The organism is Flavobacterium antarcticum DSM 19726 (genome assembly GCF_000419685.1).
GTDB lineage: Bacteria > Bacteroidota > Bacteroidia > Flavobacteriales > Flavobacteriaceae > Flavobacterium > Flavobacterium antarcticum.
In genome coordinates this window covers 329,904-354,748 of record NZ_ATTM01000001.1, presented here as the reverse complement: position 1 = coordinate 354,748, position 24,845 = coordinate 329,904, and the positions used below count along the sequence as shown (strand labels likewise).

20 protein-coding genes and 1 tRNA gene are annotated in these 24,845 nt (G+C 33.6%); 1 reads left to right on the top strand and 20 read right to left on the bottom strand.

The features are described 5' to 3' along the window. Positions 1 to 119: 119 nt before the first annotated feature. The 3 genes from YWA_RS0101665 to YWA_RS0101655 all read right to left on the bottom strand — a co-directional run bounded on the left by YWA_RS0101665 (position 120) and on the right by YWA_RS0101655 (position 2,301). A complete protein-coding gene (locus YWA_RS0101665) occupies positions 120 to 1,154 on the bottom strand; it encodes a hypothetical protein (protein ID WP_022826759.1) in 1,035 nt (344 codons plus the stop codon). After that, complete coding sequence (locus tag YWA_RS0101660; RefSeq protein ID WP_022826758.1) at positions 1,144 to 1,449, bottom strand: helix-turn-helix domain-containing protein; 306 nt, start codon at positions 1,447 to 1,449, stop codon at positions 1,144 to 1,146. The genes YWA_RS0101665 and YWA_RS0101660 overlap by 11 nt, the downstream gene beginning before the upstream one ends. Before the next feature lie 270 nt (positions 1,450 to 1,719). Further along, positions 1,720 to 2,301, bottom strand: coding sequence for a hypothetical protein (locus tag YWA_RS0101655; protein WP_022826757.1), 582 nt, complete (start codon positions 2,299 to 2,301; stop codon positions 1,720 to 1,722). Positions 2,302 to 2,403: 102 nt separating this feature from the next. Here YWA_RS0101655 and YWA_RS0101650 point away from each other — a divergent pair, with 102 nt between their 5' ends. Continuing rightward, positions 2,404 to 2,637, top strand: coding sequence for a helix-turn-helix domain-containing protein (locus YWA_RS0101650; RefSeq protein ID WP_022826756.1), 234 nt, complete (start codon positions 2,404 to 2,406; stop codon positions 2,635 to 2,637). Here YWA_RS0101650 and YWA_RS0101645 read toward each other — a convergent pair. From YWA_RS0101645 to YWA_RS0101565, 17 genes are all read right to left on the bottom strand, one after another. Continuing rightward, positions 2,634 to 3,785, bottom strand: coding sequence for a site-specific integrase (locus YWA_RS0101645; protein ID WP_022826755.1), 1,152 nt, complete (start codon positions 3,783 to 3,785; stop codon positions 2,634 to 2,636). The genes YWA_RS0101650 and YWA_RS0101645 overlap by 4 nt on opposite strands. Positions 3,786 to 4,040: 255 nt before the next feature. Then, positions 4,041 to 5,774, bottom strand: coding sequence for an AAA family ATPase (locus tag YWA_RS0101640; protein ID WP_157505276.1), 1,734 nt, complete (start codon positions 5,772 to 5,774; stop codon positions 4,041 to 4,043). Between the two features lie 16 nt (positions 5,775 to 5,790). Then, positions 5,791 to 7,134, bottom strand: a complete 1,344-nt coding sequence (locus tag YWA_RS15255; RefSeq protein WP_022826753.1) for a restriction endonuclease subunit S — start codon at positions 7,132 to 7,134, stop codon at positions 5,791 to 5,793. Continuing rightward, complete coding sequence (locus YWA_RS0101630; protein WP_022826752.1) at positions 7,127 to 9,427, bottom strand: N-6 DNA methylase; 2,301 nt, start codon at positions 9,425 to 9,427, stop codon at positions 7,127 to 7,129. Before YWA_RS0101630 ends, YWA_RS15255 begins: the two co-directional genes overlap by 8 nt. A gap of 254 nt (positions 9,428 to 9,681) precedes the next feature. Next, positions 9,682 to 9,755 (bottom strand) — tRNA-Arg (locus tag YWA_RS0101625). A gap of 37 nt (positions 9,756 to 9,792) precedes the next feature. Next, positions 9,793 to 10,242 (bottom strand): GatB/YqeY domain-containing protein, encoded by a 450-nt coding sequence (locus tag YWA_RS0101620; protein ID WP_022826751.1) that lies wholly within the window; start codon positions 10,240 to 10,242, stop codon positions 9,793 to 9,795. A 225-nt stretch (positions 10,243 to 10,467) separates the two neighbouring features. Beyond that, positions 10,468 to 12,513, bottom strand: a complete 2,046-nt coding sequence (gene ftsZ / locus YWA_RS0101615) for a cell division protein FtsZ (RefSeq protein ID WP_022826750.1) — start codon at positions 12,511 to 12,513, stop codon at positions 10,468 to 10,470. Positions 12,514 to 12,561: 48 nt separating this feature from the next. Next, positions 12,562 to 13,941 carry a cell division protein FtsA gene (gene ftsA, locus YWA_RS0101610; protein WP_022826749.1) on the bottom strand — a complete coding sequence of 460 codons (1,380 nt, stop codon included), beginning with the start codon at positions 13,939 to 13,941 and terminating at the stop codon, positions 12,562 to 12,564. Between the two features lie 7 nt (positions 13,942 to 13,948). After that, positions 13,949 to 14,683 (bottom strand): cell division protein FtsQ/DivIB, encoded by a 735-nt coding sequence (locus YWA_RS0101605; protein WP_022826748.1) that lies wholly within the window; start codon positions 14,681 to 14,683, stop codon positions 13,949 to 13,951. After that, positions 14,670 to 16,019 (bottom strand): UDP-N-acetylmuramate--L-alanine ligase, encoded by a 1,350-nt coding sequence (gene murC, locus YWA_RS0101600; protein ID WP_022826747.1) that lies wholly within the window; start codon positions 16,017 to 16,019, stop codon positions 14,670 to 14,672. Before murC ends, YWA_RS0101605 begins: the two co-directional genes overlap by 14 nt. 5 nt (positions 16,020 to 16,024) lie before the next feature. After that, positions 16,025 to 17,119 carry an undecaprenyldiphospho-muramoylpentapeptide beta-N-acetylglucosaminyltransferase gene (gene murG, locus YWA_RS0101595; protein ID WP_022826746.1) on the bottom strand — a complete coding sequence of 365 codons (1,095 nt, stop codon included), beginning with the start codon at positions 17,117 to 17,119 and terminating at the stop codon, positions 16,025 to 16,027. 4 nt (positions 17,120 to 17,123) lie between these two features. Then, complete coding sequence (locus YWA_RS0101590; RefSeq protein WP_022826745.1) at positions 17,124 to 18,431, bottom strand: FtsW/RodA/SpoVE family cell cycle protein; 1,308 nt, start codon at positions 18,429 to 18,431, stop codon at positions 17,124 to 17,126. Between the two features lie 23 nt (positions 18,432 to 18,454). Next, positions 18,455 to 19,789 carry a UDP-N-acetylmuramoyl-L-alanine--D-glutamate ligase gene (gene murD / locus YWA_RS0101585; RefSeq protein ID WP_022826744.1) on the bottom strand — a complete coding sequence of 445 codons (1,335 nt, stop codon included), beginning with the start codon at positions 19,787 to 19,789 and terminating at the stop codon, positions 18,455 to 18,457. Beyond that, positions 19,790 to 21,028, bottom strand: coding sequence for a phospho-N-acetylmuramoyl-pentapeptide-transferase (mraY, locus tag YWA_RS0101580; protein ID WP_022826743.1), 1,239 nt, complete (start codon positions 21,026 to 21,028; stop codon positions 19,790 to 19,792). Between the two features lie 6 nt (positions 21,029 to 21,034). Then, positions 21,035 to 22,498 (bottom strand): UDP-N-acetylmuramoyl-L-alanyl-D-glutamate--2,6-diaminopimelate ligase, encoded by a 1,464-nt coding sequence (locus YWA_RS0101575; protein ID WP_022826742.1) that lies wholly within the window; start codon positions 22,496 to 22,498, stop codon positions 21,035 to 21,037. Further along, positions 22,495 to 24,501: a penicillin-binding protein gene (locus YWA_RS0101570; protein ID WP_022826741.1), complete on the bottom strand. Its 2,007-nt coding sequence runs from the start codon at positions 24,499 to 24,501 to the stop codon at positions 22,495 to 22,497. Before YWA_RS0101570 ends, YWA_RS0101575 begins: the two co-directional genes overlap by 4 nt. Next, entirely contained in the window at positions 24,492 to 24,842 is a 351-nt protein-coding gene (locus YWA_RS0101565) for an FtsL-like putative cell division protein (protein ID WP_022826740.1), read from the bottom strand. Before YWA_RS0101565 ends, YWA_RS0101570 begins: the two co-directional genes overlap by 10 nt. Between the last annotated feature and the right edge of the window lie 3 nt (positions 24,843 to 24,845).

Sequence of the window (24,845 nt, the reverse complement as noted above, 5' to 3'; positions counted from 1 at the left end):
TTGAACTTGTTCTACTTGTGTTCTACGCGTATTAAACAACTCGTACCAATGTGTTCGACGGAAAATTTTTTCTATAAGAGGTGAACCTCTTATATATTCTCTCATATTTGCTTATTTAGCTATATATTACCCTTATTACTACTACCTTTAAAATACCTAGCTTTTTTAGATACTAATTTATTGAAATTTGGAATAGTTTGACTTCCTTTTAATGAATCAAACATCATTGTATTTTGCGTAAGTCTTTTTCGAACTTTTGCCTTTTGACTATAATTCTTATTATAAAACTCATCTAATAAAAATTTAAATTGAGATGCATTCATTTCTTTCATGCCTAAATAATTGATAAAATTATCCAAAGGAATTTTTTTTGTTATTAAGGCAAGCATAACAGGTGGTGATAAAAATTCAACAAACTTTATCTTGAACATTTCTTTTTCCCAATATTCTGCGACTTCATTCCAGTTTAAAATTAAATCACCAAGTGTTCCTGTCTTAAGTTTTGAAAATTGAACTCCACTAACTTTTTCAATTTTTATTTCACATCTTCCAAAAAAATATCTATCCGACAATTTTTCTAAAATTTTTTTACTGAAATTATTTTTGTCAAACATTTCTTGTAGTTTGTCATAGATAGATATTTTTCTATTTACTCCCTCTAACCTTATTGTTTGATTGTTATTTAAAGATGAAATTCCTTTTAAATCTTCATGGTCAAATATTGAAAGTAAAATAGTTTTATCTTCTGATCTGAATTTTAAATTTGCGCCAATTTCCAAATAAAAGATTTTAGCATTCAATATTTCAATAAAATTAATCTTTAGCAATTGCGAAATTAAGTCCAAGCAATTTATAAAGTCATTTAAATTAAAATCCTTCATTGAGTTTTTGCCATAATACCATTTTCTCAAACTATTTTCTATAACGATTCTACTATTTAACTCACTTAATACTATACCAATTTCGAGTGAGGGAATGGAGCGAACTTTATAATTGTCAATATCGCTTACATCATCCTTAAATAAATATAACCGGAAAGTAGTTGCAGTAGGAAAAATGTGTTTTATAAAACCTTGTACATTCTTATGTTTTTCCAAAAAATCAAAATCATACTTTTCTTTTAGTTGAACTGAAAATCTTAAATTATCTACCATTTTTAATTTTTTTAAATTTTTCTAAATCTGATTTTCTGAAAAGTCTCTTACAGCCCTTTCCATTAGAGCTATAGGGTAAACCCTCTCTCACATAACGTTCAATGGTACTTTTGCTAAATTTATATGTTTTGCAAACTTCTTCTAGAGTGAGTAATTCATTCCTTGATTCCATAAGAAAAAGTTCGTTTTGAATTTCTAATTTTACAGTATCTGAAATAAGTTGTTTAAGTTCGTTTTGTAGCATTAGCATCGACAACTTCATTAATTTTTGAGATTGATTTTCTTTGTTAATCATTAGATATGTTTTTATGTTATATCTATCTAATAGCACAAACTCATTTTTTTTTGAAACGAAATAGTGTTAAATTTTTGCTAATTTTTATAAACACTTGTTTTATATAGTGTTATATGATGTTTTTAGATGCTTAATTTCTAAGACGTTTATAAATAATAAAGCTCCACTTGCGGAGCTTTTAAAATTTTTTACCATCATGTTTTTATTATTTTATCACGATTTAGAATTACTTAATATTGAAAAGTTATATACATTGTAGAATTTGAATTTTTAAAATTTAATATTGAAGAGGTTATAAATATTAATTATTGTACTAAAAAAAATTAAGTAAATTCCGTAGCTAAACATTGGAAATGCTTCAGGAATATTTGTAAAGATAAAGTTTGCAGCCAGTCCGATTACTGCAATTAAACTAATTGTAAAAATAGAAATTAGCATACCATTTTTAACAAGATTTGCTAACAACAATAAAACTAGATTTACTGGCAAAACATATACGTATTTCGCATAACTTACATCTTTTATCACTTCTTTATTTTGATTCATTTTTTCTACAAAATTTGCAAGTTGATTGATCTCGTTTCCAGAAATTGTAATATTAAAAATTGGAATTGACAGCCACGGAGTAAAAAATCCAATTAAACCAAGAGAACAAGCAATAACTCCAACGATAAGTGCAAAATAATCATTGTTGTAATTTACTTTATCTTCTTTTCTAATATAAATTTCTTGTGGTCGAGTAATTTGTGAAACTAGTCCATTTTTTCCTATCCACGAATAGTATTCGTTTAATGTACTATTTGGAAATTTAATTCTCCATTCCTCGTAAGTAGGTTTATTGTTTTCTTCCATTTCTATTAATATTAGTTGAACAAATATAAATAAATTACATTAATGCGGTTAATATAAATGCGGTAACCTTAAATGTATATTTTTTGGAATTTCACGCGCATTATGAAAGATTCAGAGAAAAATTATTTGTTTGAGCTAGACAAGGTTTCTAAAAGATTTAGAGAACTTAGAATTGAAGCTGGTTATACTAGCCAAGAAACTTTCGCTTATGACAAAGATTTAAACAGAGTACAGTATTGGAGAGTAGAAAAAGGTAGCAACATTACATTAACTACCTTTTTTAAATTATTAGACGTACATAAAATATCACCCGAAGAATTTTTTAAAGATTTCTAATTAAAAGCATTTATTCCCTTCACCGAATTCCCTAAAGCATTTACAGAAGAATTTACATAAGTCATTGTTTGTTTCATATTGCTATGCGTCATTAATTGTGCAATATGGAAAGGATTTACGTTTGCGTTTGCAAGAATTGTTGCAAAGGTATGCCTAGCCATATGAAAAGTAACAACTTTATCTATTTCACACATTTGAGCAATAATTTTTAGATTACGATTTAAACATTCGTTCGTTCTAAATGGAAAAACTTTTTCTGTTTTATTAGCTTTATATTTCATAAGGATAAGTTTTGCTAATTTTGACAAAGGTAAATTTACATTCTTTTTTGTTTTTTGAGTTTCCAACGAAAGATGCTGCATATTAATTATATTAGACCATTTTAAACCTTGCACATCAGAACAACGTAAACCCGTATAACAAGAAAATAAAAACATATCTATTGTGATACTATAACCTCGTTTGTTTTTGAATTCTGACAAGTCCAATTCTTTAATTATTTTTAGCTCTTCCAATGTAATGTGACCAAATTTTTGTTTACATCTCGGCATTTTAAAATCGTCGTATGGATTTACTTCTAAAACTTTTTTCTTTATTGCAAAGCGAATAAACGTCTTAAAATTTTTATGTCGGTTAAATAATCCTGCATCTGATATGACACTCTTATTCCGAAGAAAAACGTCTAAATTTTCCACAAACTTTAGATCTATGTCTTGTACTTTTAAATTTGGTTTAAATTGACAAATTCTTTTCTTAAGTAATAAATAGTGTTTTTGTGTACCTAAACTCACTTCTTTAAACTTGCTTTTACAAAATTCATCGTAAAAGATAGAAAAATCATTTTTGTCAGTTTTAGAGTAAAAGGACTTCACTAAATCTAATGTTAAGATTGTACCGATTGATTTTTGTTGGCGTAGGTAGTTTTTTAATAAAGATACCTGACTATCCAACAAGCAATTTATCTGGCTTGTTCTCGATCCTTTAACTAGACTATCTTTTTTATTCCAATTAATTTCCTTTTCATACTCGCTGGACGGTAATTTTACAGTTTTACTATCTACAGTAATTCGATAGTGGATTGGACACAAACCATCTTTTCTCTTTTTGTCAGTGCGAAGAATTGCTTTTACTGAATAACTTTGTTTCATAACATTAAAATTTAATAACTAATACCTACTTAATAGCAGGCATTCAAATTTAATGTAACAAAAATAGTATGAAAATAACTATATTAAAAGACATGTTATTGAATTTCAATAATTTAAAATTTAAAAATAACATTTATTTAACAATATTAAATTTAAGAAACGCACATAATTTTATTGCCTACTATTAATAAACGGACTAAAACAATGGAGATTTAAAACTTTATGTAGAGAGAAATTTCCTTCAGTGCAAACCTATTAAACTTGATTGATTATTTCAATTAACTTATCAAACAAAACTTTAAAATCTTCAAATTCTTGCGAATCTAAATTTTCCAAATTTTCATTAAATTTTTTCTTTATGGTATCTTTCTTTATAGTGAAATTCTTTAACACTCTAAAAGTGTCTATCAGTTCTTTGCTGATTTTCTGTAAAATTTCAGGATTAAAATAGTCTTCAATTTCAAATTGAGAGTCATTAATCCTTGCTAATCTTGGTAACATTAAAAAATGAAAATTATCCTTTTCTAATGTATCATTTCTTCTTAATTCTTCAATTTCGTCTACTGAAAGGATTTCCTTTATTTCCGCATTTCCCGCACCATCATTATCTAGTAAAGCAATGATTTTTTCATGCGAATTAGAATTTTTAATTAAATTATAAAATACTCGCAATCCACTTGCACCACCTATCGGAAAAATATTTAACCTTTCTAAAGGTCTGTATTTTTGTAAATTAAGTTTTAATAATGCTGTTTTTAATATTTGTAAATCAAATTTCCCTTCAACCAATAGTGTTGGGTTTCGACTTGACATTATTATATTATAATCCATTAAACTAAACTCACCATCACTAATATGGTTCAAATGATCTACCTGCGTAGCAGAAATTATCCTATCATCTCTATCTGAATTACCATTAATTATAAAGACATTCTTTTCGTATAATTCTTTAATAAGTTTTGGCGAGTGCGTAGTAAGAAGAGTAAAATGATTATTGTCCTCAATTAAATTTTTAATTTCTATTTTTCGACTTATGTGTAATGAAACATCAGGTTCATCATATAGCACTATAGAATTATTATCTGCTAGAATTGAAGAAATAGTTTTAATAAGTATTATTTTTTTTTCTCCTTCACTTAATTTGCGTACATCTTTATTATTAAATTCAATTTTAATATTAGTTATTAACTTTTTTCTGGTTCGCATGGTTGCAAGGAATAAGAAATCAAATAATTTTCTACACCACTGATTATTATGATTTTCATTTTGCAGATTCCCCAAATCAATAGTTGCTATTTGTGAGATTTTCAGTATTCCTTCTGCTTCTTGTTCCTGCTCATTCTTAATTCTATCAGTGAATTGTGGTATAGTTAATTCACTTGTGTCAGCAATAGAAAATTTCGCCTTTCTACTTTCGTAACTTTTTGCGAAACCAAATGTTATATTTACATCTTGCAAGTCATCAATACCTATCAAATTTTTAATAAATTCTTGACTTCCTGAATGACACAAAAGAGTTAACAACGCAATTTCCCATGAATCTTTATTGATATATAAAAAGCGTAATTTTTGATTTAAATAATTGAGTTTAACTTTATTAAAGTAGTGTGTATATGGTTGAGCAAAGACATCTTCCCATAGACGCGTCTCTTCTCCGCTGTAGCATGCAATAATTTGTGAAGGTAAGTGCTGTTTTACATTTCTCTTTCTTAACTTATTATTTACAAAAATCTGGTTGTTTTGTAATTTAATTTTCCTCTCGTCAATTTCATATTCTAAAAGAAATTCAAAACCACCTTCATCAATACTAAGAATATTTTGTTTATAATGATAACTATGTACAATTTTGCTAACTGCTTCGAGTATATTACTTTTACCTGAACCGTTTAAACCAATTAATGCTACATAATTACTACAATTCTCAAAATTAAAAATTGTATGCAGACCTAAATTTTTATAACCGTTAATTTCTAATTTCGTTAATTTCATAAGGTATAAAAGTTCTTTATTTAAATACTGATTTTTCAAAATTTACAATTGCCTCTTTTTTTAGCTGTTCAGACTTCGCTAAAAGAACATTCTTATTGTATTTTAACTCATTAAAAAAATTAATTATAGAATTTTGAACTTTGAGTGGTGGAATGACAACTGGATAGTTTTTGACAATTTCTGCATTTAAATTTGGTTGATTATTACCGCTAGCTAACTCTCTTATTCTGTCATACTCATTAATGAGATAAATCCATAAGTAATCAGTAAGTATAAGTTCATTATTGATTGAATACAATACAGCACAAGCTTGATTAGTAGTTGCATCAACTCCTAATTTTGCAGTCCTTCCTCTTGTTTTTCCTTGTCCATACATTGCGATAATTAAACTTCCTTTTGGATATAATTTTGCGCTGCTATTTTTAACCGCATCTAAAGTGATTAATTCTTCACTTTTCATTATAGTATCGCCAATAACTTCACCCGTCTTAATCCACGGTATTGTTCCATTGTAAAAAGATTTGTTACTTCTCAAAGGTGTACCTCCACTTCCGACATTACAAAGATCTTTTATTTTTAGTACTTTGAACTTCTCATCATATCTAGTGTTGGATCTAAAAACCTGATCTAAACCCCATTTTTCAATATTTTTAAATTCAATGAAGTTTAGTTTCCCTAAGTTACTTTCTAGTTTAGTATTTGAGATTCCTAATTCAATATCTAAATGTTCATTTAAAGAAATAATTGTAGATTCCAAACGTTTTGCTTCATCAATTTTACTTTGATAAGCATCAACTAATTCTTTTTGCTTTTCAATAGAAGGAAGTGGAATCTTTTCGTTTAAAAATAAATTTTCTTGCAAATAATGTCTGTTAGTAGTTCCTGAACTGCTTCGCTGGCAGAATGAAATAAATTGGTCTGTAGTAGTAATTAAAGCTAAATAATGTGGATTTACTTTAGAATAATCCACATCGTAAGTCCAGAAATTTCCTGTAATTACTGCTCCATCAACTGTACTTGGAACTACACCAAAAGCACCATTTCTTGCGTCAATTTTAGAAAGTAAAAATTGACCTTCTCGAACTAAAAACTGTTTTTTTGTTCCAATTTTTTTTCCTACTTCTATATCTCTTAAGAAGACACCACCATTGTTGATTTTTATGGTAACTCTTTTGTATTCCTCATTATCCTGAATATCTACTTGAGCTTTACTCCTTTTTAAAATCTTTTTTATTGCTACTAATGAATAATTTTCATTGTAGCCAAAATCTTCTTGAAGTAGGTGTTTTACACTCCAATTGATTAAACTTTTCGAATTAACAAAATGTAAAAATTTGTATGATGAGTTGATGTTAAACATAAAAAACTTCCTCTATCTTGTTACCGCTGTCATCATTTCTAATTCTGAAAATATTTGCTTCAATTACTTGATAATCATAATTGTTAGCTAAAGAAGTTTCCCACAGATTATTTTCCTTACGATATTGTGAGTATTCGTCTCTTAATTCAGGTAATTCGTTATCTATTCTTCCACCTTTACTATCAATACCAGCTTTTGAAATTTCAACCAAAGGAATTATATAATTAAAGCGCTCCTTTACTAAACTTTTAATATCTAATTCAATTTTATTATGGAGCTCTTTTAACTGAACTTTTAGCTTTTTTTTACGTTCTTGTGTAGGAGCATCTTTTCCTTTTTGTAATAACTTATCTTGTAAAATGAGCATTTCATCTTCGTAGATATTCTCTATTTCCATTTTTGTACTCAAATTTGTAGCCTTCCACTTTTCTTCTTCTTCCTCTGTGAAACGCTTTAAGAATACTAAACTTGGCTTTACCGTAGCTCCAGAAGCTATAAAGACATCTTGCGGTATAGATGTTATTAAAATAATTTTTGCACGTCCCTCAAAATATTCTCTAGCCTTTTGAAGGTTTGACGTATTAAGCACTCCTTCAGGCAAGACAACCGCTAATCTTCCGCCTTTCCTAAGTAAACGTATGCAACGCTCCATAAACATAATCTCTGTGAGAGTACTGATTTTTCCTACATCGAATTTATCTACAATTTTCCGTTTATCAGCGATATCTTTCTCTCTGAGATTAATGATTCTTTCATAATTGGGATACATCGCCAACCAATCTAAATAGTGAGGTTTGTTTTTTAAACTATCTTCATTCGTGATTTTCAACTCTTTGTCAACTCTCGATCCAAAAGGAGGATTCGTTAATATAACATCAAATCGCTCTTCAAAAATTCCATTGACATCTAATAATCCATCATTGTGATGTACTCCACCGTGTCCATCTCCATGCATTATCATGTTCATTTTTGATACTCTTGCCATCCTTGGATTTGCATCTGTTCCAAAAATACACTTATGTGATAGATGATACAATCTGCTTTTAGTATTGTCTAAATTTAGCTCCTCATTAAGTTGCTTAAACAACTTATCTACTATTCCCTCTGTTTTTTCCTTTTCTTTATCTGATTTTTTTAAGTATGCATCGTTAAAAAACTCTAATTTTATTTTTTCTTTTTGATTTTCGATATCATTTTTGATATTCTCTCTGACATATTCGAATGCATTAATTAGAAAACCACCAGAGCCACTGCATGGGTCACAAATTCTTTCTCCCTCTTGTGGGTCGAGCACTTCTGTCATAAACTCTACAATAGTGCGTGGCGTGAAGAATTGTCCTAATTCTCCTCTAAAAGTTGTGCCTAAAAATTTTTCAAATGCTATTCCCTTTACGTCATCAGATGTTTTAGAAAGATTGTAAACTTGTAGTTTTTCTACAATTGACAAAAAACTTTCTTTCCTAATTCTTATATTATCATTATCACTAAAAAGTGCATCTTTTGCATATTTTTCTTTTGTTCTCCTAAAAATAATTTGGACGAAGTCAGTTTTTTTATCATCTCCTTGTAAATATGGGCGAACATTATGCTCATAATCCTTTTCTAATCTTTGAAATTCTTCTTTGGAGAAAATATTACTCGTTGAGGTGGATTTCTGATTATTACGCTCGTAAACAATTTTAGTAAACAATATCTTACTGATTTCGTCAAAAGCAGCTTCTGGCGAAAGTTTGTCGTTATTACGAATTACGTTATGACACTGATGTAGAAGTTTTGCAAATTCATCTTTTTCGAAAACCTTTTCATCCTGAAATAATTTTTCTCTTTTTTTATCGTCAATAAGTTCCTCTGCGGTAGGTATTCTCGACAATTCAACACCTAAATTCTTTGGAATCTTTTCTTTGTAAACCTGAAAACATCGTGTTTCTTTACTGTTATGCGTAATAAAAAAATCAGCACTTACCCAAGTCGCATAATTTAATCCCTGATAATAATCTGCTGGCTGAATAGTAACATTATCTGACTTACACTCAACCACTATCGAGGCTAATTCGTGATTATCCTTTGCACCTGCTGTTTTCCAAATAACTATATCTGCACTTGCCCTACCAGTTCCTCGTTGTGAATTTGTAACTTTAAGTTCTTGTGCCATTTGGTTAAAATTATAACCTAATTCATCAACTAAATACTGTATAAATTTTTGTCTCACAATTTCTTCGGGCGTTGCTTCCAACCAAACATCGTCTCCTTTTAAAGGGGCTTTAATTTTACTATTCTTTAATTCAATGTCCATATTAATTGAGTTTGATTTGTAAGTAGTTTGATTTGTAACAAATTCTAAAAGTATAAATACACTTGTCAAATATCGTTAAATTAACCAATGTTTATTGTATCTACATAATTAAATAGTTGATAAAAACCCACGGGGGCTAAATTGGGGGTAATGAAAATGACAATCGTTAACAATATTTAATAGATTTAAAAACAAAAAACCTCGGAATGACCGAGGTTTTGTAGTCATTAAAGACTCATCTGTTTGTAATGTTGTGACCCCGACTGGATTCAAACCAGTAACCGTCAGAGCCGAAATCTGATATTCTATTCAGTTGAACTACGGGGCCTTCTTTATTTATGACTGCGAATTTACAATAAATTATGTTACGACAAAAGCTTTTTTACAATTGTTGAAATTGTTTTTCCGTCCGCTTTACCTGCTAGTTCCGCTGATGCTAATCCCATGATTTTACCCATTGCAGCCATTCCTGAAGCTTCATTTTCTTGGATAAGTCGAGAGATGATTTCTTCCACTTCCATTTCACTTAATTGTACTGGTAAAAACTTCTCAATAACCGCCGCTTGAGACAATTCTGGTTCTGCTAAATCAGGTCGTTTTTGTTCTAGATATATTGCAGCACTTTCGCGACGTTGTTTGATTAAACGTTGTAAAATTTTAATTTCCTCGTCTTCCGAAATTGCTTCTTTTGAACCTGTTTCCGTTTGTGCCAATAAAATAGCCGACTTCACCGCTCTTAACGATTCTAACGCAACCGCATCTTTCGCACGCATTGCCGTTTTAATTTCGTCCATTATTCTTTCAGAAAGACTCATAGTATTTTAGATTTATGATTTTAGAGATATGATTGGCTAAATAGCCCCGATTGAGTGTAAATCCTCGCCATTTTTCTTGGCGAGATTGCAAGGAAAGCGGGAAAATGGATAGCACAAATGCCCTAAACATTCGCTCCTACTTTCTATAGCAGCAATCAAATACGAAGGTAAAAAAAATAACCCGAAAAAAATTTTTTCGGGTTATCAAAGTTTGGTTTGAGTTAATTAATCGACATTGTCATGGAGAAATGAATTGTTCGAACGCAACTGAATGTCGTCGTTACTATCCGTTCCTAATGAAGTCCGCGATTTATTATTGTAATTCGGTGTCGACAAGTCTACTCCAAAGCGCTTGTAAGCAGGCTCTTTTTCGTATTCGTCCACACGCGATGGATTGTTGTGAAATTTATAATTGAATTCTTTCAATTTTCTGCGACGTTCGTCCGCTCTCATTCTTAATGCTTCTTCGATTGGCATTTCTGTAGGCGTAATTGCTTCGTAACTGTTGTCAAATTGCGAATCAGGATTCACCTTCATCGTGATTTTCAGTTCTTCACGTTCTGGTTCTGCTACTTTATCTAATGGTTTTGATTCCAATAAACTGTTCTCCACTTCCATATATTCTTCTAAAGAATACCGAACCACGCCACTTTGATTTACTTCCGTAATTGGCACCACTTGAACCGGTTTATTTACTTCAATATTTCTAGTTTCGTTTGTTAAGTCAAAAATCGCACGTTCTTCCGTTCTCTCAATCGATTGTTTTGCAATTGGCAAATCGAAAGAAAACAATGGTTCATCGATTTTATTAGCCACTACTTGCGAATCGCGAACAAGAATTTCTTTTACTTCTGGTGCTGTAAAATAAAATTCAGCTTCTGGTTTTGAAGGCGAAACGATTTCAAAAGTCACATCTAAATTTTTAATAAATTCAGTTGTTGGAACTAAATTATACTCGAATTTAGGCTCTTCTGTAACTGGAATTTGCATTTCAAAAACAGGCTCTTCCGGCTTTACGTCTTCTACCACTTCAGTATCAAACGAGAAAGTCGGTTGTGTAACGATTGGAGCAAATTCTGTTACCAAATTAGGAACAGATGTAGCTTCAGGCGTTTCATCTTCCATCAAATCATGCACAATAACTTCGTTAGACTTTGCTTCAAAGTTTGGTTGTGAAAAATTAAAGGATTCAATCACATTTTGCGAAAGATTGTGCGTCAACTTTTGCTCATCTTCTAACGAGTGAATGATTTTTTTTGGTTCTGTATTTACAATTTCATTTTGTTGTTCTACATTGAAACCTGTGGCAATAATCGTTACTGCTACAGCATCTCCAAGACTTTCATCTTCACCAACACCCATAATGATGTTTGCGTTGTGACCCGCTTCCACTTGAATGTGGTCGTTGATTTCACCAATTTCGTCAATCGTAATTTCAGTTGTTCCAGAAACGATAAGCAACAATACGTTCTTGGCACCTGTAATTTTATTATCGTTCAATAACGGCGAATCCAACGCTGAAACAATTGCATCTTTAGCTCTAGTTTCACCACTTGCCGTAGCTGAACCCATGATTGCAGTTCCACTGTTTGACAATACGGTTTTAGCGTCTTTTAAATCGATATTTTGTGTGTAATGGTGTGTAATAACTTCCGCAATTCCACGAGAAGCCGTCGCCAATACTTCATCTGCTTTAGAGAAACCGGCTTTGAAACCAAGATTTCCATACACTTCTCTCAACTTATTATTATTGATTACAATCAAGGAATCCACTTGCTTACGCAAACGCTCTACACCTTTTAAGGCTTGTTCTTGACGTACTTTTCCTTCGAATTGAAACGGAATCGTAACAATTCCAACCGTCAATATATCGCGTTCTTTGGCCAATTGAGCAATAACTGGTGCAGCACCCGTTCCTGTTCCACCACCCATTCCTGCAGTAATAAAAACCATTTTAGTGTTGATGTCCAACATTTTTTCAATTTCAGCGATGCTTTCAATAGCAGATTGTTGACCTACTTCTGGATTTGCACCTGCTCCAAGACCTTCCGTTAAGTGAACACCCAACTGAATTTTATTTGGAACTGAACTGCTTTCAAGCGCTTGCGAATCTGTGTTACAAACGATGAAGTCCACTCCCTTAATTCCCTGCTTAAACATGTGGTTAATCGCATTACTTCCACCACCACCTACACCGATAACTTTAATAACATTTGATTGATTTTTAGGTAAATCAAATGAAATACTTCCAAAATCTGAGTTGCTTGTCATATTATTTGGTATTTAATTTTTTTAATATATTCTTTTTCTAGCTTTTTTTTATTCTGCGTTATCTAAAAAGTTCTTGATTTTATCTAAATATTTATCAAAAAACGATTTCGAAATTTTGCTTTGTGTCGATTCTGGTTGAGCGGGAGTATTTGCCTCCACTACTTTTTCTTCGACTTCTTCTTTTTCAATTTCAACAGTTTGTGCAGGTTGACGATAAACTACTTTTTGCTCGACCATTTCTGGTTGGTATTTTACCGCACTATTTGTACCGTTTGCAATACTATTCATCACTAATCCAACAGCGGTAGCATAACTTGGACTTGAAATTTCTTCATCCGAATTACCTGCTAAATGTTCGTTAGGATAACCCAAACGCGTGTCCATTCCTGTAATATATTCTACTAATTGCTTGATGTGTTTCAGTTCAGCACCGCCACCTGTCAATACAATTCCTGCGATTAATTTTTTTCTCGGGTCTTCGTGTCCGTATGCTTTAATTTCAGCGAAAGCCTGTTCTACAATTTCCACCACACGTGCATGGATGATTTTAGAAAGGTTTTTCAGTGAAATTTCTTTCGGTTCACGACCTCTCAATCCTGGAATTGAAACGATTTCATTGTCTCTATTTTCTCCTGGCCAAGCACTTCCAAATTTAATTTTCAGTAATTCCGCTTGTTTTTCAATAATTGAACAACCTTCTTTAATGTCGTCTGTAATCACATTTCCACCGAAAGGAATAACGGCAGTATGTCTGATGATTCCGTCTTTGAAAATGGCCAAATCCGTTGTTCCACCACCAATATCAATCAATGCAACACCCGCTTCTTTTTCCTCTTGGCTTAATACCGCATCGGCTGAAGCCAAAGGTTCTAACGTGATTCCTGACAATTCAATTCCGGCACTTTGAATACATCTTCCCACGTTTCTAATCGAAGAAGCTTGTCCCACCACAACGTGAAAACTAGATTCTAAACGACCCCCATACATTCCCACAGGTTCTTTTATTTCCGACTGTCCGTCGATTTTAAATTCTTGTGGCAATACGTGAATGATTTCTTCACCTGGAAGCATTGCTAATTTATGTACTTGATTGATTAACAAATCAATGTCTTTATCTCCAATAACTTCTTCCGCATTGTTACGGCTGATGTAATCGCTGTGTTGCAAACTACGGATGTGTTGACCCGCAATTCCTACCACCACGTCTTTAATTTTGTAACCCGACTGGTTTTCCGCTTCAGTAACCGCTTGTTGGATCGACTGAATCGTTTGTGTAATATTATTTACCACACCTCGTGCTACACCAAGGCTTTTGGCTTTACCAATTCCTAGAATTTCTAATTTTCCATACTCATTTTTCTTGCCTATCATAGCAACAATCTTCGTTGTCCCTAAATCTAATCCTACGGCAATCGTTTCTTTTTCCATATTCCTTCTATTTTGTACACACCACTTGCTGGGTAAACTTGAGATTTATTACTTTATACGTGTCGATTAATGTGTCGTGCACTGCTTTCTGAAAAAACGCTTTATAATTGTCAAATTTTCGTTCCACCTCGATGGTTTTTCCAAATTCAATGTCGTAATTATAATTTCTATTCGTCATTCGTAAGCTTCCACCCGGCAAAATTTCGATGCCGGTGATGTTTTTTTTCAAAAAATCGTCGTTGTAAATAAACCACAACAAGTCGTACATTTCCTTTTCATTTTTGTCGTTAATTTCACCTAAAACAAGAGGTAATCTTGCTGTTTGAATCTTCGACAACGGCATTCTATTCCCTTTACTGTCAATGTAGAACGAACCTTCTTCATTAAAAATTCGGGCGATGGGCGTTCGTTGCGTTACCATTGCTTTTAAAACCCCATCAATGCTTACAAACACCTCTGACTTTTGTATCATGTCGTGTTCATTGAGCATTTTTTCCAATTTATTCAAAACTACTTTATCTTTACCAATAGTTTTCAACTGTTGGCCATTTTCTATTAACAATTTATTAACCGCTTCATAGCTGACGAAAAGCTCTGCTTTATTGACGAATTCGACTACCGTTTTCTGTGTTTTTCGAGCATTATTTCGCTTTGAAGTGAAGGAATAAAGGAACACTACCAATCCCATCATCAGCACTATTCTGGCGTTAATCCAAAGGTTTTTCCAATTAAACTTTTTCATTCAATGCTTTTTTTATGCTTGGTACCATCGCACCAATATCTCCTGCTCCAATGGTGACAAAGACCGTTGCGTCACTCTTTAAAATTTCGCTAATTAATTCATTTTTGTTAACAACTTTGCTATTGCTGTTGGTCATCTTGCTCAAAAGCCACTCTGATGAAATTCCTTCCATTGGCAACTCACGAGCGGGATAAATGTCCAATAACAACACGTTATCGAATGCGGATAAACTTTTTGCAAAATCGTCGGCAAAATCTCTCGTTCTGCTGAACAAATGCGGTTGAAAAATAGCCAAGACTTTTTGTCCCGGATACAATTCTGAAACCGCTTGATGAACGGCATTAATTTCCGTCGGATGATGGGCATAATCGTCAATATACACCAAATTATCCGATTGTATTTGGTACGAAAACCGTCTTCTGATTCCTTTGAAGGAAGCCAACGCTTTTTTCGAATCTTCGTCTGAAACTCCGTATGTTTTTGCCATTGCGAAAGCCATCAAAGCGTTCGTTAAATTGTGTTTTCCTGGCAAAGCAAATCGAACATCATAAATCACTTCATTGTTTGTTTTTATGTCAAAAATATAAGCACTGTTTTCAATGCGAATATTTGTTGCTTCAAAATCGGCTGGTTCATTTACGCCAACGGTTTTACCTGCAAGAGGCAATTGCGTGGTTACAAACAAATTATTTTTATTTTCAATTTTCGAGGCAAATTCTTCAAACGAAGCTTCGATGGAAGCCTTGTCGCCGTAAATGTCTAAATGGTCTGCATCCATTGACGTGATGCAAGCGATGTTGGGATGTAAATGCAAAAACGAACGGTCAAATTCATCCGCTTCTACAACAGTAACGGTCTTACCATTTCCAACTAAATTTGAATTATAATTTTCAACAATTCCTCCTAAAAACGAAGTCACATCTACGCCACTTTGGAATAAAATATGTGCCAAAATACTTGACGTTGTCGTTTTTCCATGTGTTCCTGCAACTGCAAAACAGAATGTGTTTTTAGTTATAATCCCTAAAACTTCCGCTCTTTTTTTAATTTCAAATTCTCTTTCGATAAAATAATTCCATTGCGAATGTGTTTTTGGAACTGCTGGAGTAATTACAACTAAAGTCGATTCTTTATCAAATTCAGCAGGAATCAAATCAATTCTATCTTCAAAATGAATCGAAATTCCACTTGTGATTAATTCATCCGTTAATTCCGTTGGCGTTTTATCGTAACCCGCAACATTTTTCCCGAGTGTATGAAAATAACGCGCCAAAGCACTCATTCCGATACCTCCGATTCCGATGAAAAAAATGTTATGGATTTTATCTAAATTCATTTTTGTTATTTCTTAATCAATTTTACAATTTCATCTACAATATCTTTTGTCGCATTTGGTTTTGCCAATTGCAACATGTTTTGAGACAATTTTTTTTGTAATTCTTCGTCGTTCAATAACGAATTTATAGTGTTTGTAAATTGGGTATCTAATTCGCTTTCTTTAATCAATAAAGCACCTTCTTTATCAACAATTGCATTTGCATTCTTGGTTTGATGGTCTTCAGCCACATTTGGCGACGGAATGAAAAGTGTTGGTTTTCCCACCAAACACAATTCAGAAACTGATGAAGCGCCTGCTCTTGAAATTATCACATCTGCCGCAGCATACGCTAAATCCATACGGTCGATAAAAGGCAAAACTTGCACATTTGGTTCGTCGTTAAACTGCGAATATTCCTCTTGATACAATTTTCCGCATTGCCATAATAATTGCACATTTTGAGAATTAAAATTGAATAATTCTTTTGCAATTAATTGGTTGATTCTTCGTGCTCCTAAACTTCCGCCTAAAACTAATATTGTTTTTTTAGTAGCATCTAATTTGAAAAATTCAATTCCTTCTTGTCGTTTTTGTTTAAAATCCACTAAATCTTGACGAACGGGATTTCCTGTTAAAACGATTTTATTTCTTGGAAAAAACTTTTCTAAATTTTCATAAGCCACACAAATTTTACTTGCTTTCTTGCTCAACCACTTATTGGTAATTCCTGGAAATGAATTCTGCTCTTGCAAAACCGTTGGAATTCCTGCGATTCCTGCCACACGAAGCAACGGTCCGCTTGCAAAACCACCAGTTCCAATCACGACATCTGGTTTAAAATGACGAATGATTGTTCGAGATTTCAACAAGCTATCTAATAATTTTATTGGGAAAAGTGCATTGTCAAAAGTCAATTTTCTTTGAATTCCTGCAATCCATAATCCTTTTATTGGAAAACCGGATTGCGGTACTTTTTGCATTTCCATTTTATTACTTGCTCCAACAAATAAAATATCGGCATCTGGAAAACGGAATTTTAATTCATTGGCAATAGCAATAGCAGGATAGATATGTCCTCCTGTTCCGCCACCACTTAATATGAATTTTAAATTTTGCATTTTCTTACTTAAATTTTACAGCATCCATCGGATTTCCTACCTCTTCAATTGCGTAATTTTCACCATCAACCATCGCAACGTTCAATTCTTCCGCTTCATCTTCCAACAATTGCTTGTCAATTAATTTCTGTAAAGCGATTTCGCGTTGTTCTTTTTCTTGCAATTCAATTGCGATTTCTTCTTCTTTTTTGGTCACACTTAAAATGATTCCAATCGCAATACTGGTCATCCAGATCGAACTTCCACCACTACTGATTAACGGCAAAGTTTGTCCCGTTACCGGTAACAATTCTACCGCAACTCCCATATTGATTAAGGCTTGAAAAATAATCGGGAAACCCAATCCCACGACTAATAATTTCCCAAACATTGAATTGCATTTGTGTGCTGCAATGATAAATCTAAAAAACAGCAACATGTATAATAGTAACACTCCTAAACCGCCTATTAAACCATATTCTTCAATAATAATAGCGAAGATAAAATCGGAAGATGATTGCGGTAAAAAGTTTTTTTGTACACTCTTTCCTGGTCCCACACCATAAAGTCCACCACTTGCAATGGCTATTTTTGCTTTTTCAATTTGGTAATCATCCTCATCTGGTTTGTCCGTTGTGAAATTTTCAATTCGACTCATCCACGTATCTACTCGATTCGGAAACGCTCCTGGAAATGCTTTTACCACTAGAATGAAAAAAGAAAAAGAAACAATTCCAATCAAAATCACGGTCCCAATGTACTTCAAAGGATATTTCCCGATGAACACCAATAAGATCACCATTGAAAAGATCAAAGCTGCTGTTGAAAAATTGGCAGGAAGAATTAACATCAACGTAATTCCAACCGGCGTCCATAATTCCCACATCGAATTTTTAAAAGTTACAGGTGTTTCGCGTGTTTTACTTAAATAACGAGCCACGTAAATCATCAAAACAATTGCAGCAACTGTAGAAGTTTGAAATGTAATTCCTACAAAAGGCACTTGAATCCACCGGCTTGCATTGGCTCCATCTATTACCGTTCCTTTAAACATGGTATAGGCCAAAAGAATCCAAACTACAGGCAAAAGTACTTTTGAAATCGCTCTAAAATAGTGATAAGGTAACTTATGCAAGTAATAAATAAAAAAGAATCCCACGATAATATGAACGGCGTGCTTAATCAAATAACTCAAGGTATTCCCTGTTCCGTTGTTCATAAAAGCCAAGTTACTACTCGCGCTAAATACAGGCATAAACGAAAACAAGGCCAATAAGGCCACGAATGACCAAATCCCTTTATCTCCTTTTAAATTACTGATTAACGTTTTCATACCTCTTTTTTCTAACTGTATTCTTATAAATTCTGAACCGCTTGTTTGAATTGACGGCCTCTGTCTTCGTAATTTTCAAATAAATCAAAACTTGCACAAGCAGGAGACAACAAAACAGTGTCGCCTTTTTCTGTCAAGTGCTGTGCTGTTTTCACGGCATCTTTCATGGTTGAAACTTCCACCATCATATCGACAATTGACCCAAAAGCATCGATAATTTTCTTATTGTCCACTCCTAAACAGATGATTGCTTTCACTTTTTCGTTGACCAATTCCATCAATTCAGAATAATCATTTCCTTTGTCTACACCACCAACAATCCACACCGTTGGACTTGAGACACTGTCTAATGCAAAAAAAGTTGCATTCACATTCGTCGCTTTTGAATCGTTGATGTATTGCACATTTTGTATTTTCAACACCTTTTCCAAACGATGCTCTACACCTTGAAAATTGGACAAACTTTCACGAATCGTCTGCTTTCTGATTTTCATCAATTGAGCCACAGAAGCCGCCGCCATAGCGTTCTTCAAATTGTGTTTTCCCTCTAAAGCTAAATGTGTTGTGTCCATTGTAAATTCGTTATTGTCGATATTAATTTTCATTGTTATGTCTTGTATTGATGCTCCAGTTTTTACTTGTTTTGTCAGCGAAAAAGGAACTTTATGTGCTTTAATTGTATTGTTTTCTAACCACTTCTGAATCATTTCATCGTCACCGTCGTAAATAAAATAATCGTCTTCGGTCTGATTTTGTATGATTCTAAACTTTGAATCAATGTAATTTTCGTATTTATAATCGTATCGATCCAAATGATCCGGACTCAAATTGGTCAAAATTGCAATGTGCGGATTGAATGTAAAACTCCCATCCAATTGGAAACTACTTAATTCTAAAACGTAGACGTCGAAGTTATTTTCAGCTACTTGCCAAGCAAAACTCTTTCCGATATTTCCACCTAAACCAACATTCAATCCCGCCGATTTGAGCAAATGATACGTCAACATTACGGTAGTTGTCTTCCCGTTACTTCCTGTAATCCCAATCAAGGTTGCATCTGTCAAAGCAGCGGCAAATTCAATTTCAGAAATCACTGGAATTCCTTTCGCTAAAAGCGTCTGAACAATTGGTGCTTTTTCTGGAATGCCCGGACTTTTCATCACTAAATCTGCATTCAAAATCAGCGCTTCTGTATGCTGATTGTCTTCCCACTTTATACCATTAATTGAAAGAACTTCTTTATAATTTTCTTTGATACTTCCAAAATCAGATACAAATACTTCGTATCCCTTTTTCTTACCTAAAATGGCCGTTCCAACACCACTTTCTCCTCCTCCTAAAATCACTAATCTTTTCATTTATCGGAGTTTTAGTGTTACAATCGATAGAATAGCGAGTAAAATTCCTACAATCCAAAAACGGGTAACAATCTTACTTTCGTGGTATCCTTTTTTCTGATAATGATGGTGCAAAGGCGACATTAAAAATATTCTTCGGCCTTCGCCAAAACGTTTCTTGGTATATTTAAAATAGCTGACTTGCAGTACTACTGAAAAGTTTTCGACCAAGAAAATTCCGCATAAAAGTGGAATTAATAATTCCTTCCGAACCGCAATTGCTAAAACCGCGATGATTCCACCAATCGTCAAACTTCCTGTATCACCCATAAAAACAGCTGCTGGATACGAATTGTACCATAGAAATCCGATCAAAGCTCCAACAAAAGCAGCGATAAAAACCGTCATTTCTCCCGAATCTGGGATGTACATTATGTTTAAATAATTAGATAAAATAATATTTCCTGAAACGAACGCGAAAATCCCTAATGCCGTTACTGAAATTGCTGATGTTCCGGCGGCTAAACCGTCAATTCCATCCGTTAAATTGGCACCATTTGAAACGGCGGTAATGATAAAAATTACGACCGGAATAAAAATTAACCAAGCCCAATCGCGGTAATTATCACCTGTCCACGCCAGTAATTCAGCATAATCAAATTCGTTATTTTTGAAAAAAGGAATGGTCGTTACCGTAGACTTTTCCTCAAGATCAGTTTGCGATAATTCAGAAACATTTTGTTCAATTGAATAAGCCGAAACTTTTTTAGAATTTGCGTCGTCGCGAACAGTAACTCCTGGATTGAAATACAAAACCGAACCAACCACCAATCCCAAGCCAACTTGACCAATCACTTTAAAACCACCTTTTAAACCTTGTTTGTCTTTTTTGAAAATCTTGATGTAATCATCTACAAAGCCAATAGTACCCATCCACAACGTGGTCACAATCAACAAAACAATGTATATATTATCTAATTTCGTCAGTAAAACCACTGGAACTAACGTTGCCAAAATAATTATTAAACCACCCATTGTAGGCGTTCCTGCTTTTTCATTTTGTCCTGCTAAACCCAATTCACGAACCGTTTCACCAACTTGTTGATTGCGTAAAAATTCAATAATGCGTTTACCAAAAACGGTCGAAATCAACAGCGATAACAACACGGCAAGTGCAGATCGAAATGTGATGTATTGAAAAACACCCGTTCCCGGAACGTCGAAATTTTTGTCTAAGTATTCAAATAAATAGTATAGCATATATTTTTATTTTTGTAGCATTTGCAAAAATTCCTTTACCATTTTCATATCGTCAAAATCATGTCGAACGCCTTGAATTTCCTGATACGTTTCGTGTCCTTTTCCGGCAATCAGAATTATATCCTGAGCATTTGCCAACTGGCAAGCCGTTTTTATAGCTTGCTTTCTATCTGAAATCGATATTGACTTTTTGTAATTTTGAGCTTCCACTCCTTTTTCCATTTCTTCAATAATCGTTTCAGGATTTTCAGTTCTTGGATTATCTGAAGTCAAAATCACTTTGTCACTCAACTGTGTTGCAATTTGAGCCATAATAGGTCGCTTGGTTTTGTCTCTATCTCCACCACATCCTACCACAGTAATCAGTTGCTCGTTTTTTGTCCGAATGTCGTTAATAGTTTTCAACACATTTTCCAAAGCATCTGGCGTATGTGCATAATCCACAATTGCCGTGATTTTTGTATCTGAAACGATAAACTGAAACCGTCCTGAAACACTTTTTAACTCCGACATCAATCGCAATACTTCTAGTGACTCCAATCCCAATTCAATCGCAGTTCCGTAAATTGCCAACAAGTTATAAGCATTGAACGTTCCAATTAATCGTGTCCAAAGTTCGTCACCATTAATTTTTAACAACAAGCCTGAAATTTGATTTTCAAGAATTAATGCTTTGTAATCCGCATACGTTTTTAAAGCGTAGGTTCTTTTTCGAGCTGCCGTATTTTGCAACATTATCGAACCATTTTTATCATCAATGTTCGTCAATGCAAAGGCGTTTTTTGACAAACCATCAAAAAAAGCTTTCTTCACATCGCGGTATTCATTAAACGTTGGGTGGTAATCCAAATGATCGTGCGACAAATTTGTAAAAACGCCACCTTCAAAGGTCAATCCTTCCGTTCGTTTTTGATGAATTCCGTGGGAACTTACTTCCATAAAGCAAAATTCAACTCCCGCTTCGTTCATTTCTTTCAAATAGAAGTTAATCGTCAATGAATCTGGCGTGGTATGCGTCGCTTTATGCTCCACTTCTCCCACCATAATTTTCACTGTCGATAATAAACCTACTTTGTAACCTGCATTTGTAAAAAGTTGGTACAGTAGAGAAGCAACGGTCGTCTTTCCATTGGTTCCTGTAACGCCAACTAATTTTAAATTTTTAGACGGATTTCCGTAGAAATTAGTCGCCATAAATGCCAATGCCGAATGTGAATTTCCAACTTCTATATAAGTAATTCCTTCTGTAATCTTTTCTGGTAAAGTTTCGCAAACTACCGCAACCGCACCTTGGCTGACTGCTTTTTCAATAAAAGCATGTCCGTCAGAAAGCGTTCCACGAATGGCTACAAAAACATCGTCTTGACTCACTTTTCGTGAATCAAATTCGATTTTATCCACAGATACATCCGTCGATCCATGAACCGATTCTATCGCAACTTTATATAATATATCTTTTAATACCATCATGATAATTCTAATGTGATGAGGGCGTTTTTATCAATTTTATTTCCGGGAAGCAAACTTTGATTTTTTACTTTTCCCACTCCAATAATTTTGACACGCAATCCCATATTCCCTAATAATGCAACGGCATCCATGCCTGTCATTCCTTTTACATTTGGAACTACATCTTGTTTTTTCTGCATTGACGTATAATAAGAGTCGTAACTCGCTTCTTGTTTTACGTCTTTCTTTTTTAAATTCTTAACTTCATTCGTAGTAGGCGAATCGGTAAAAATCTTCTGAGCTATTCTTTTAAATACAGGTCCTGCAACATCAGCTCCGTAAATCCCTTTAGATTTACTCGGTCTGTGAATGATTATTATACAAGAATATTTTGGCTGATCTGCGGGAAAATAACCTGCAAACGAAGAAGCATAGTACATTCCGCTTTCAACCCCTTTTCCTTTTCCGTAATTTACTTGAGCCGTCCCTGTTTTTCCCGCCATCGAAAAATCTTTGGAGTATAATTTTTTACCCGTTCCGTTTTTTACCGTGTTTTCTAATACCGCTCTCACTTTTGCAAGTGCTTCATCAGAACAAATCTTTGGGTTGATAATTTCAGTGTTGAATTTCTTAATTGTTTTATTCCACTCCTTCACTTCCTTGACAAAAATGGGTTTTACCATAATTCCGTCATTGGCAACAGCATTATACAGTGTTAACATTTGCATTGGCGTCACTGAAACGCCATATCCGTACGCCATCCAAGGCAAGGTTAGTCCTGACCAACTTTTACCTTTTACTTGTGGAATAATTGGAATTCCTTCTCCTTCAATCGGCAATCCCAAAGGCTTATTAAAACCGTAACTGTTTATTCTGTCAATAAATTGAGAAGGGTTGTCTTTATAACTATTGTGAATCGCTTGTGCCATAACTGTATTCGATGACACTTCGAAACCGCGGGCCAAACTTATTTTACCATATCCGCCTTTGTGAGAATCACGCACTTTTCTTCGGTAATATTCCACTACTCCACCGTTTGTATCGTAAACCGTACTTGTATCTGCTTTTTTATCATCTAAAAGTGCAATCAAGTCGATCAACTTAAAAGTAGAGCCAGGTTCTTGCGACTCGCCAATTGCATAATTTAATTTCTCGTAATACGTTCCATTGGCTTCTCTTCCAAGGTTTGCAATTGCTTTAACTTCACCTGTATTGCATTCCATAACAACCACACTTCCATGATCTGCTTCGTAATATTCCAACTGCTTCAACAAAGCATGATGGGCAATATCTTGAATGTAAACATCAATTGTAGATACAATATCATACCCATCTTGTGGTTCGATTTCATTATTGTCGCGCAAAGGTTTCCATTGACCTTTTGCGATTCGTTGCTTCAGGATTTTACCGTCTTTTCCATTTAAATAATCTGAAAAAGCGCCTTCAATTCCTGCAATTCTCGTATTCCCATTGTGATCAACTCGTTCGTAGCCAATAGTTCGCTCGGCAATTTTACCAATTGGATGTTCACGAACCGTTTCCTGTTCCACAATGATTCCACCTTTATAAGCTCCTAATTTGAACAGCGGAAAATTTTTGATTCGAATATAATTAGTGTAACTCAAATCACGAGCGACTAGAAAGTACCTGTTTTTTAAAGTTCGAGCTCTTGTTAAACTTGTTCGATATTGATTACTGGGTTTACCAAGCAAAACAGATAATGAATCTGCTAATGCGTTAATATTTGAATTAAAATTAGCATCGCTTGGTGCCAAAGCATCAAAACGAATTCGGTAATTTGGAATAGACGTTGCCAATAAACTGCCGTCTGACGAATAGATATTTCCTTTATTTGCAGGTATAACAAAGTTTTTAACGGAACGCTCTTTAGCTAATTTTCGATAATAGTCGCCTTCTACCCACTGTATATTAGTGAGTTTTACCACAATTGCAATCACAAAAATGACTACCACAATTGCAAAGAGGTAAATTCGATAGGAAATACTTTTATCTTCTATTGCCATAATTTTTGAACGAAATTTTTCTTTTGTTCTGGTGCTTTTACTTTTATTTTTACTGGAGGAACCGATGAGGGTTTGATCTCCTTTTCAATCATTTTTCTTTCGATGGTCGACTCTAATTTCAACTCCATTAATTCCGAACGGCGGTCTACAAATTCAGATCTTAATTCTTTTACTTCGCCTTCTAATGCTTTTATTCTGAAAATTTTTCGCTCGTAATTATTCGTATTTGCAATCATTATAATGGCTAAAAGAATCACGAAAAGAATGAAACCCCAATTCCGATTAGCATCTTCATCGACTAAAAATCGTGCTTTTAAAACATTATAGATTCCACCTTTCATTCG

What these genes read in the sequence shown, in the direction of transcription:
- murC (WP_022826747.1), bottom strand. Translation starts at nt 16,019, where the DNA reads ATGAATTTAGATAAAATCCATAACATTTTTTTCATCGGAATCGGAGGT.
- YWA_RS15255 (WP_022826753.1), bottom strand. Translation starts at nt 7,134, where the DNA reads ATGTTTAACATCAACTCATCATACAAATTTTTACATTTTGTTAATTCG.
- YWA_RS0101620 (WP_022826751.1), bottom strand. Translation starts at nt 10,242, where the DNA reads ATGAGTCTTTCTGAAAGAATAATGGACGAAATTAAAACGGCAATGCGT.
- YWA_RS0101650 (WP_022826756.1), top strand. Translation starts at nt 2,404, where the DNA reads ATGAAAGATTCAGAGAAAAATTATTTGTTTGAGCTAGACAAGGTTTCT.
- YWA_RS0101565 (WP_022826740.1), bottom strand. Translation starts at nt 24,842, where the DNA reads ATGAAAGGTGGAATCTATAATGTTTTAAAAGCACGATTTTTAGTCGAT.
- murD (WP_022826744.1), bottom strand. Translation starts at nt 19,789, where the DNA reads ATGAAAAGATTAGTGATTTTAGGAGGAGGAGAAAGTGGTGTTGGAACG.
- YWA_RS0101570 (WP_022826741.1), bottom strand. Translation starts at nt 24,501, where the DNA reads ATGGCAATAGAAGATAAAAGTATTTCCTATCGAATTTACCTCTTTGCA.
- YWA_RS0101605 (WP_022826748.1), bottom strand. Translation starts at nt 14,683, where the DNA reads ATGAAAAAGTTTAATTGGAAAAACCTTTGGATTAACGCCAGAATAGTG.
- YWA_RS0101590 (WP_022826745.1), bottom strand. Translation starts at nt 18,431, where the DNA reads ATGAAAACGTTAATCAGTAATTTAAAAGGAGATAAAGGGATTTGGTCA.
- YWA_RS0101630 (WP_022826752.1), bottom strand. Translation starts at nt 9,427, where the DNA reads ATGGACATTGAATTAAAGAATAGTAAAATTAAAGCCCCTTTAAAAGGA.
- ftsZ (WP_022826750.1), bottom strand. Translation starts at nt 12,513, where the DNA reads ATGACAAGCAACTCAGATTTTGGAAGTATTTCATTTGATTTACCTAAA.
- YWA_RS0101575 (WP_022826742.1), bottom strand. Translation starts at nt 22,498, where the DNA reads ATGATGGTATTAAAAGATATATTATATAAAGTTGCGATAGAATCGGTT.
- YWA_RS0101660 (WP_022826758.1), bottom strand. Translation starts at nt 1,449, where the DNA reads ATGATTAACAAAGAAAATCAATCTCAAAAATTAATGAAGTTGTCGATG.
- YWA_RS0101665 (WP_022826759.1), bottom strand. Translation starts at nt 1,154, where the DNA reads ATGGTAGATAATTTAAGATTTTCAGTTCAACTAAAAGAAAAGTATGAT.
- YWA_RS0101645 (WP_022826755.1), bottom strand. Translation starts at nt 3,785, where the DNA reads ATGAAACAAAGTTATTCAGTAAAAGCAATTCTTCGCACTGACAAAAAG.
- YWA_RS0101655 (WP_022826757.1), bottom strand. Translation starts at nt 2,301, where the DNA reads ATGGAAGAAAACAATAAACCTACTTACGAGGAATGGAGAATTAAATTT.
- murG (WP_022826746.1), bottom strand. Translation starts at nt 17,119, where the DNA reads ATGCAAAATTTAAAATTCATATTAAGTGGTGGCGGAACAGGAGGACAT.
- YWA_RS0101640 (WP_157505276.1), bottom strand. Translation starts at nt 5,774, where the DNA reads ATGAAATTAACGAAATTAGAAATTAACGGTTATAAAAATTTAGGTCTG.
- ftsA (WP_022826749.1), bottom strand. Translation starts at nt 13,941, where the DNA reads ATGGAAAAAGAAACGATTGCCGTAGGATTAGATTTAGGGACAACGAAG.
- mraY (WP_022826743.1), bottom strand. Translation starts at nt 21,028, where the DNA reads ATGCTATACTATTTATTTGAATACTTAGACAAAAATTTCGACGTTCCG.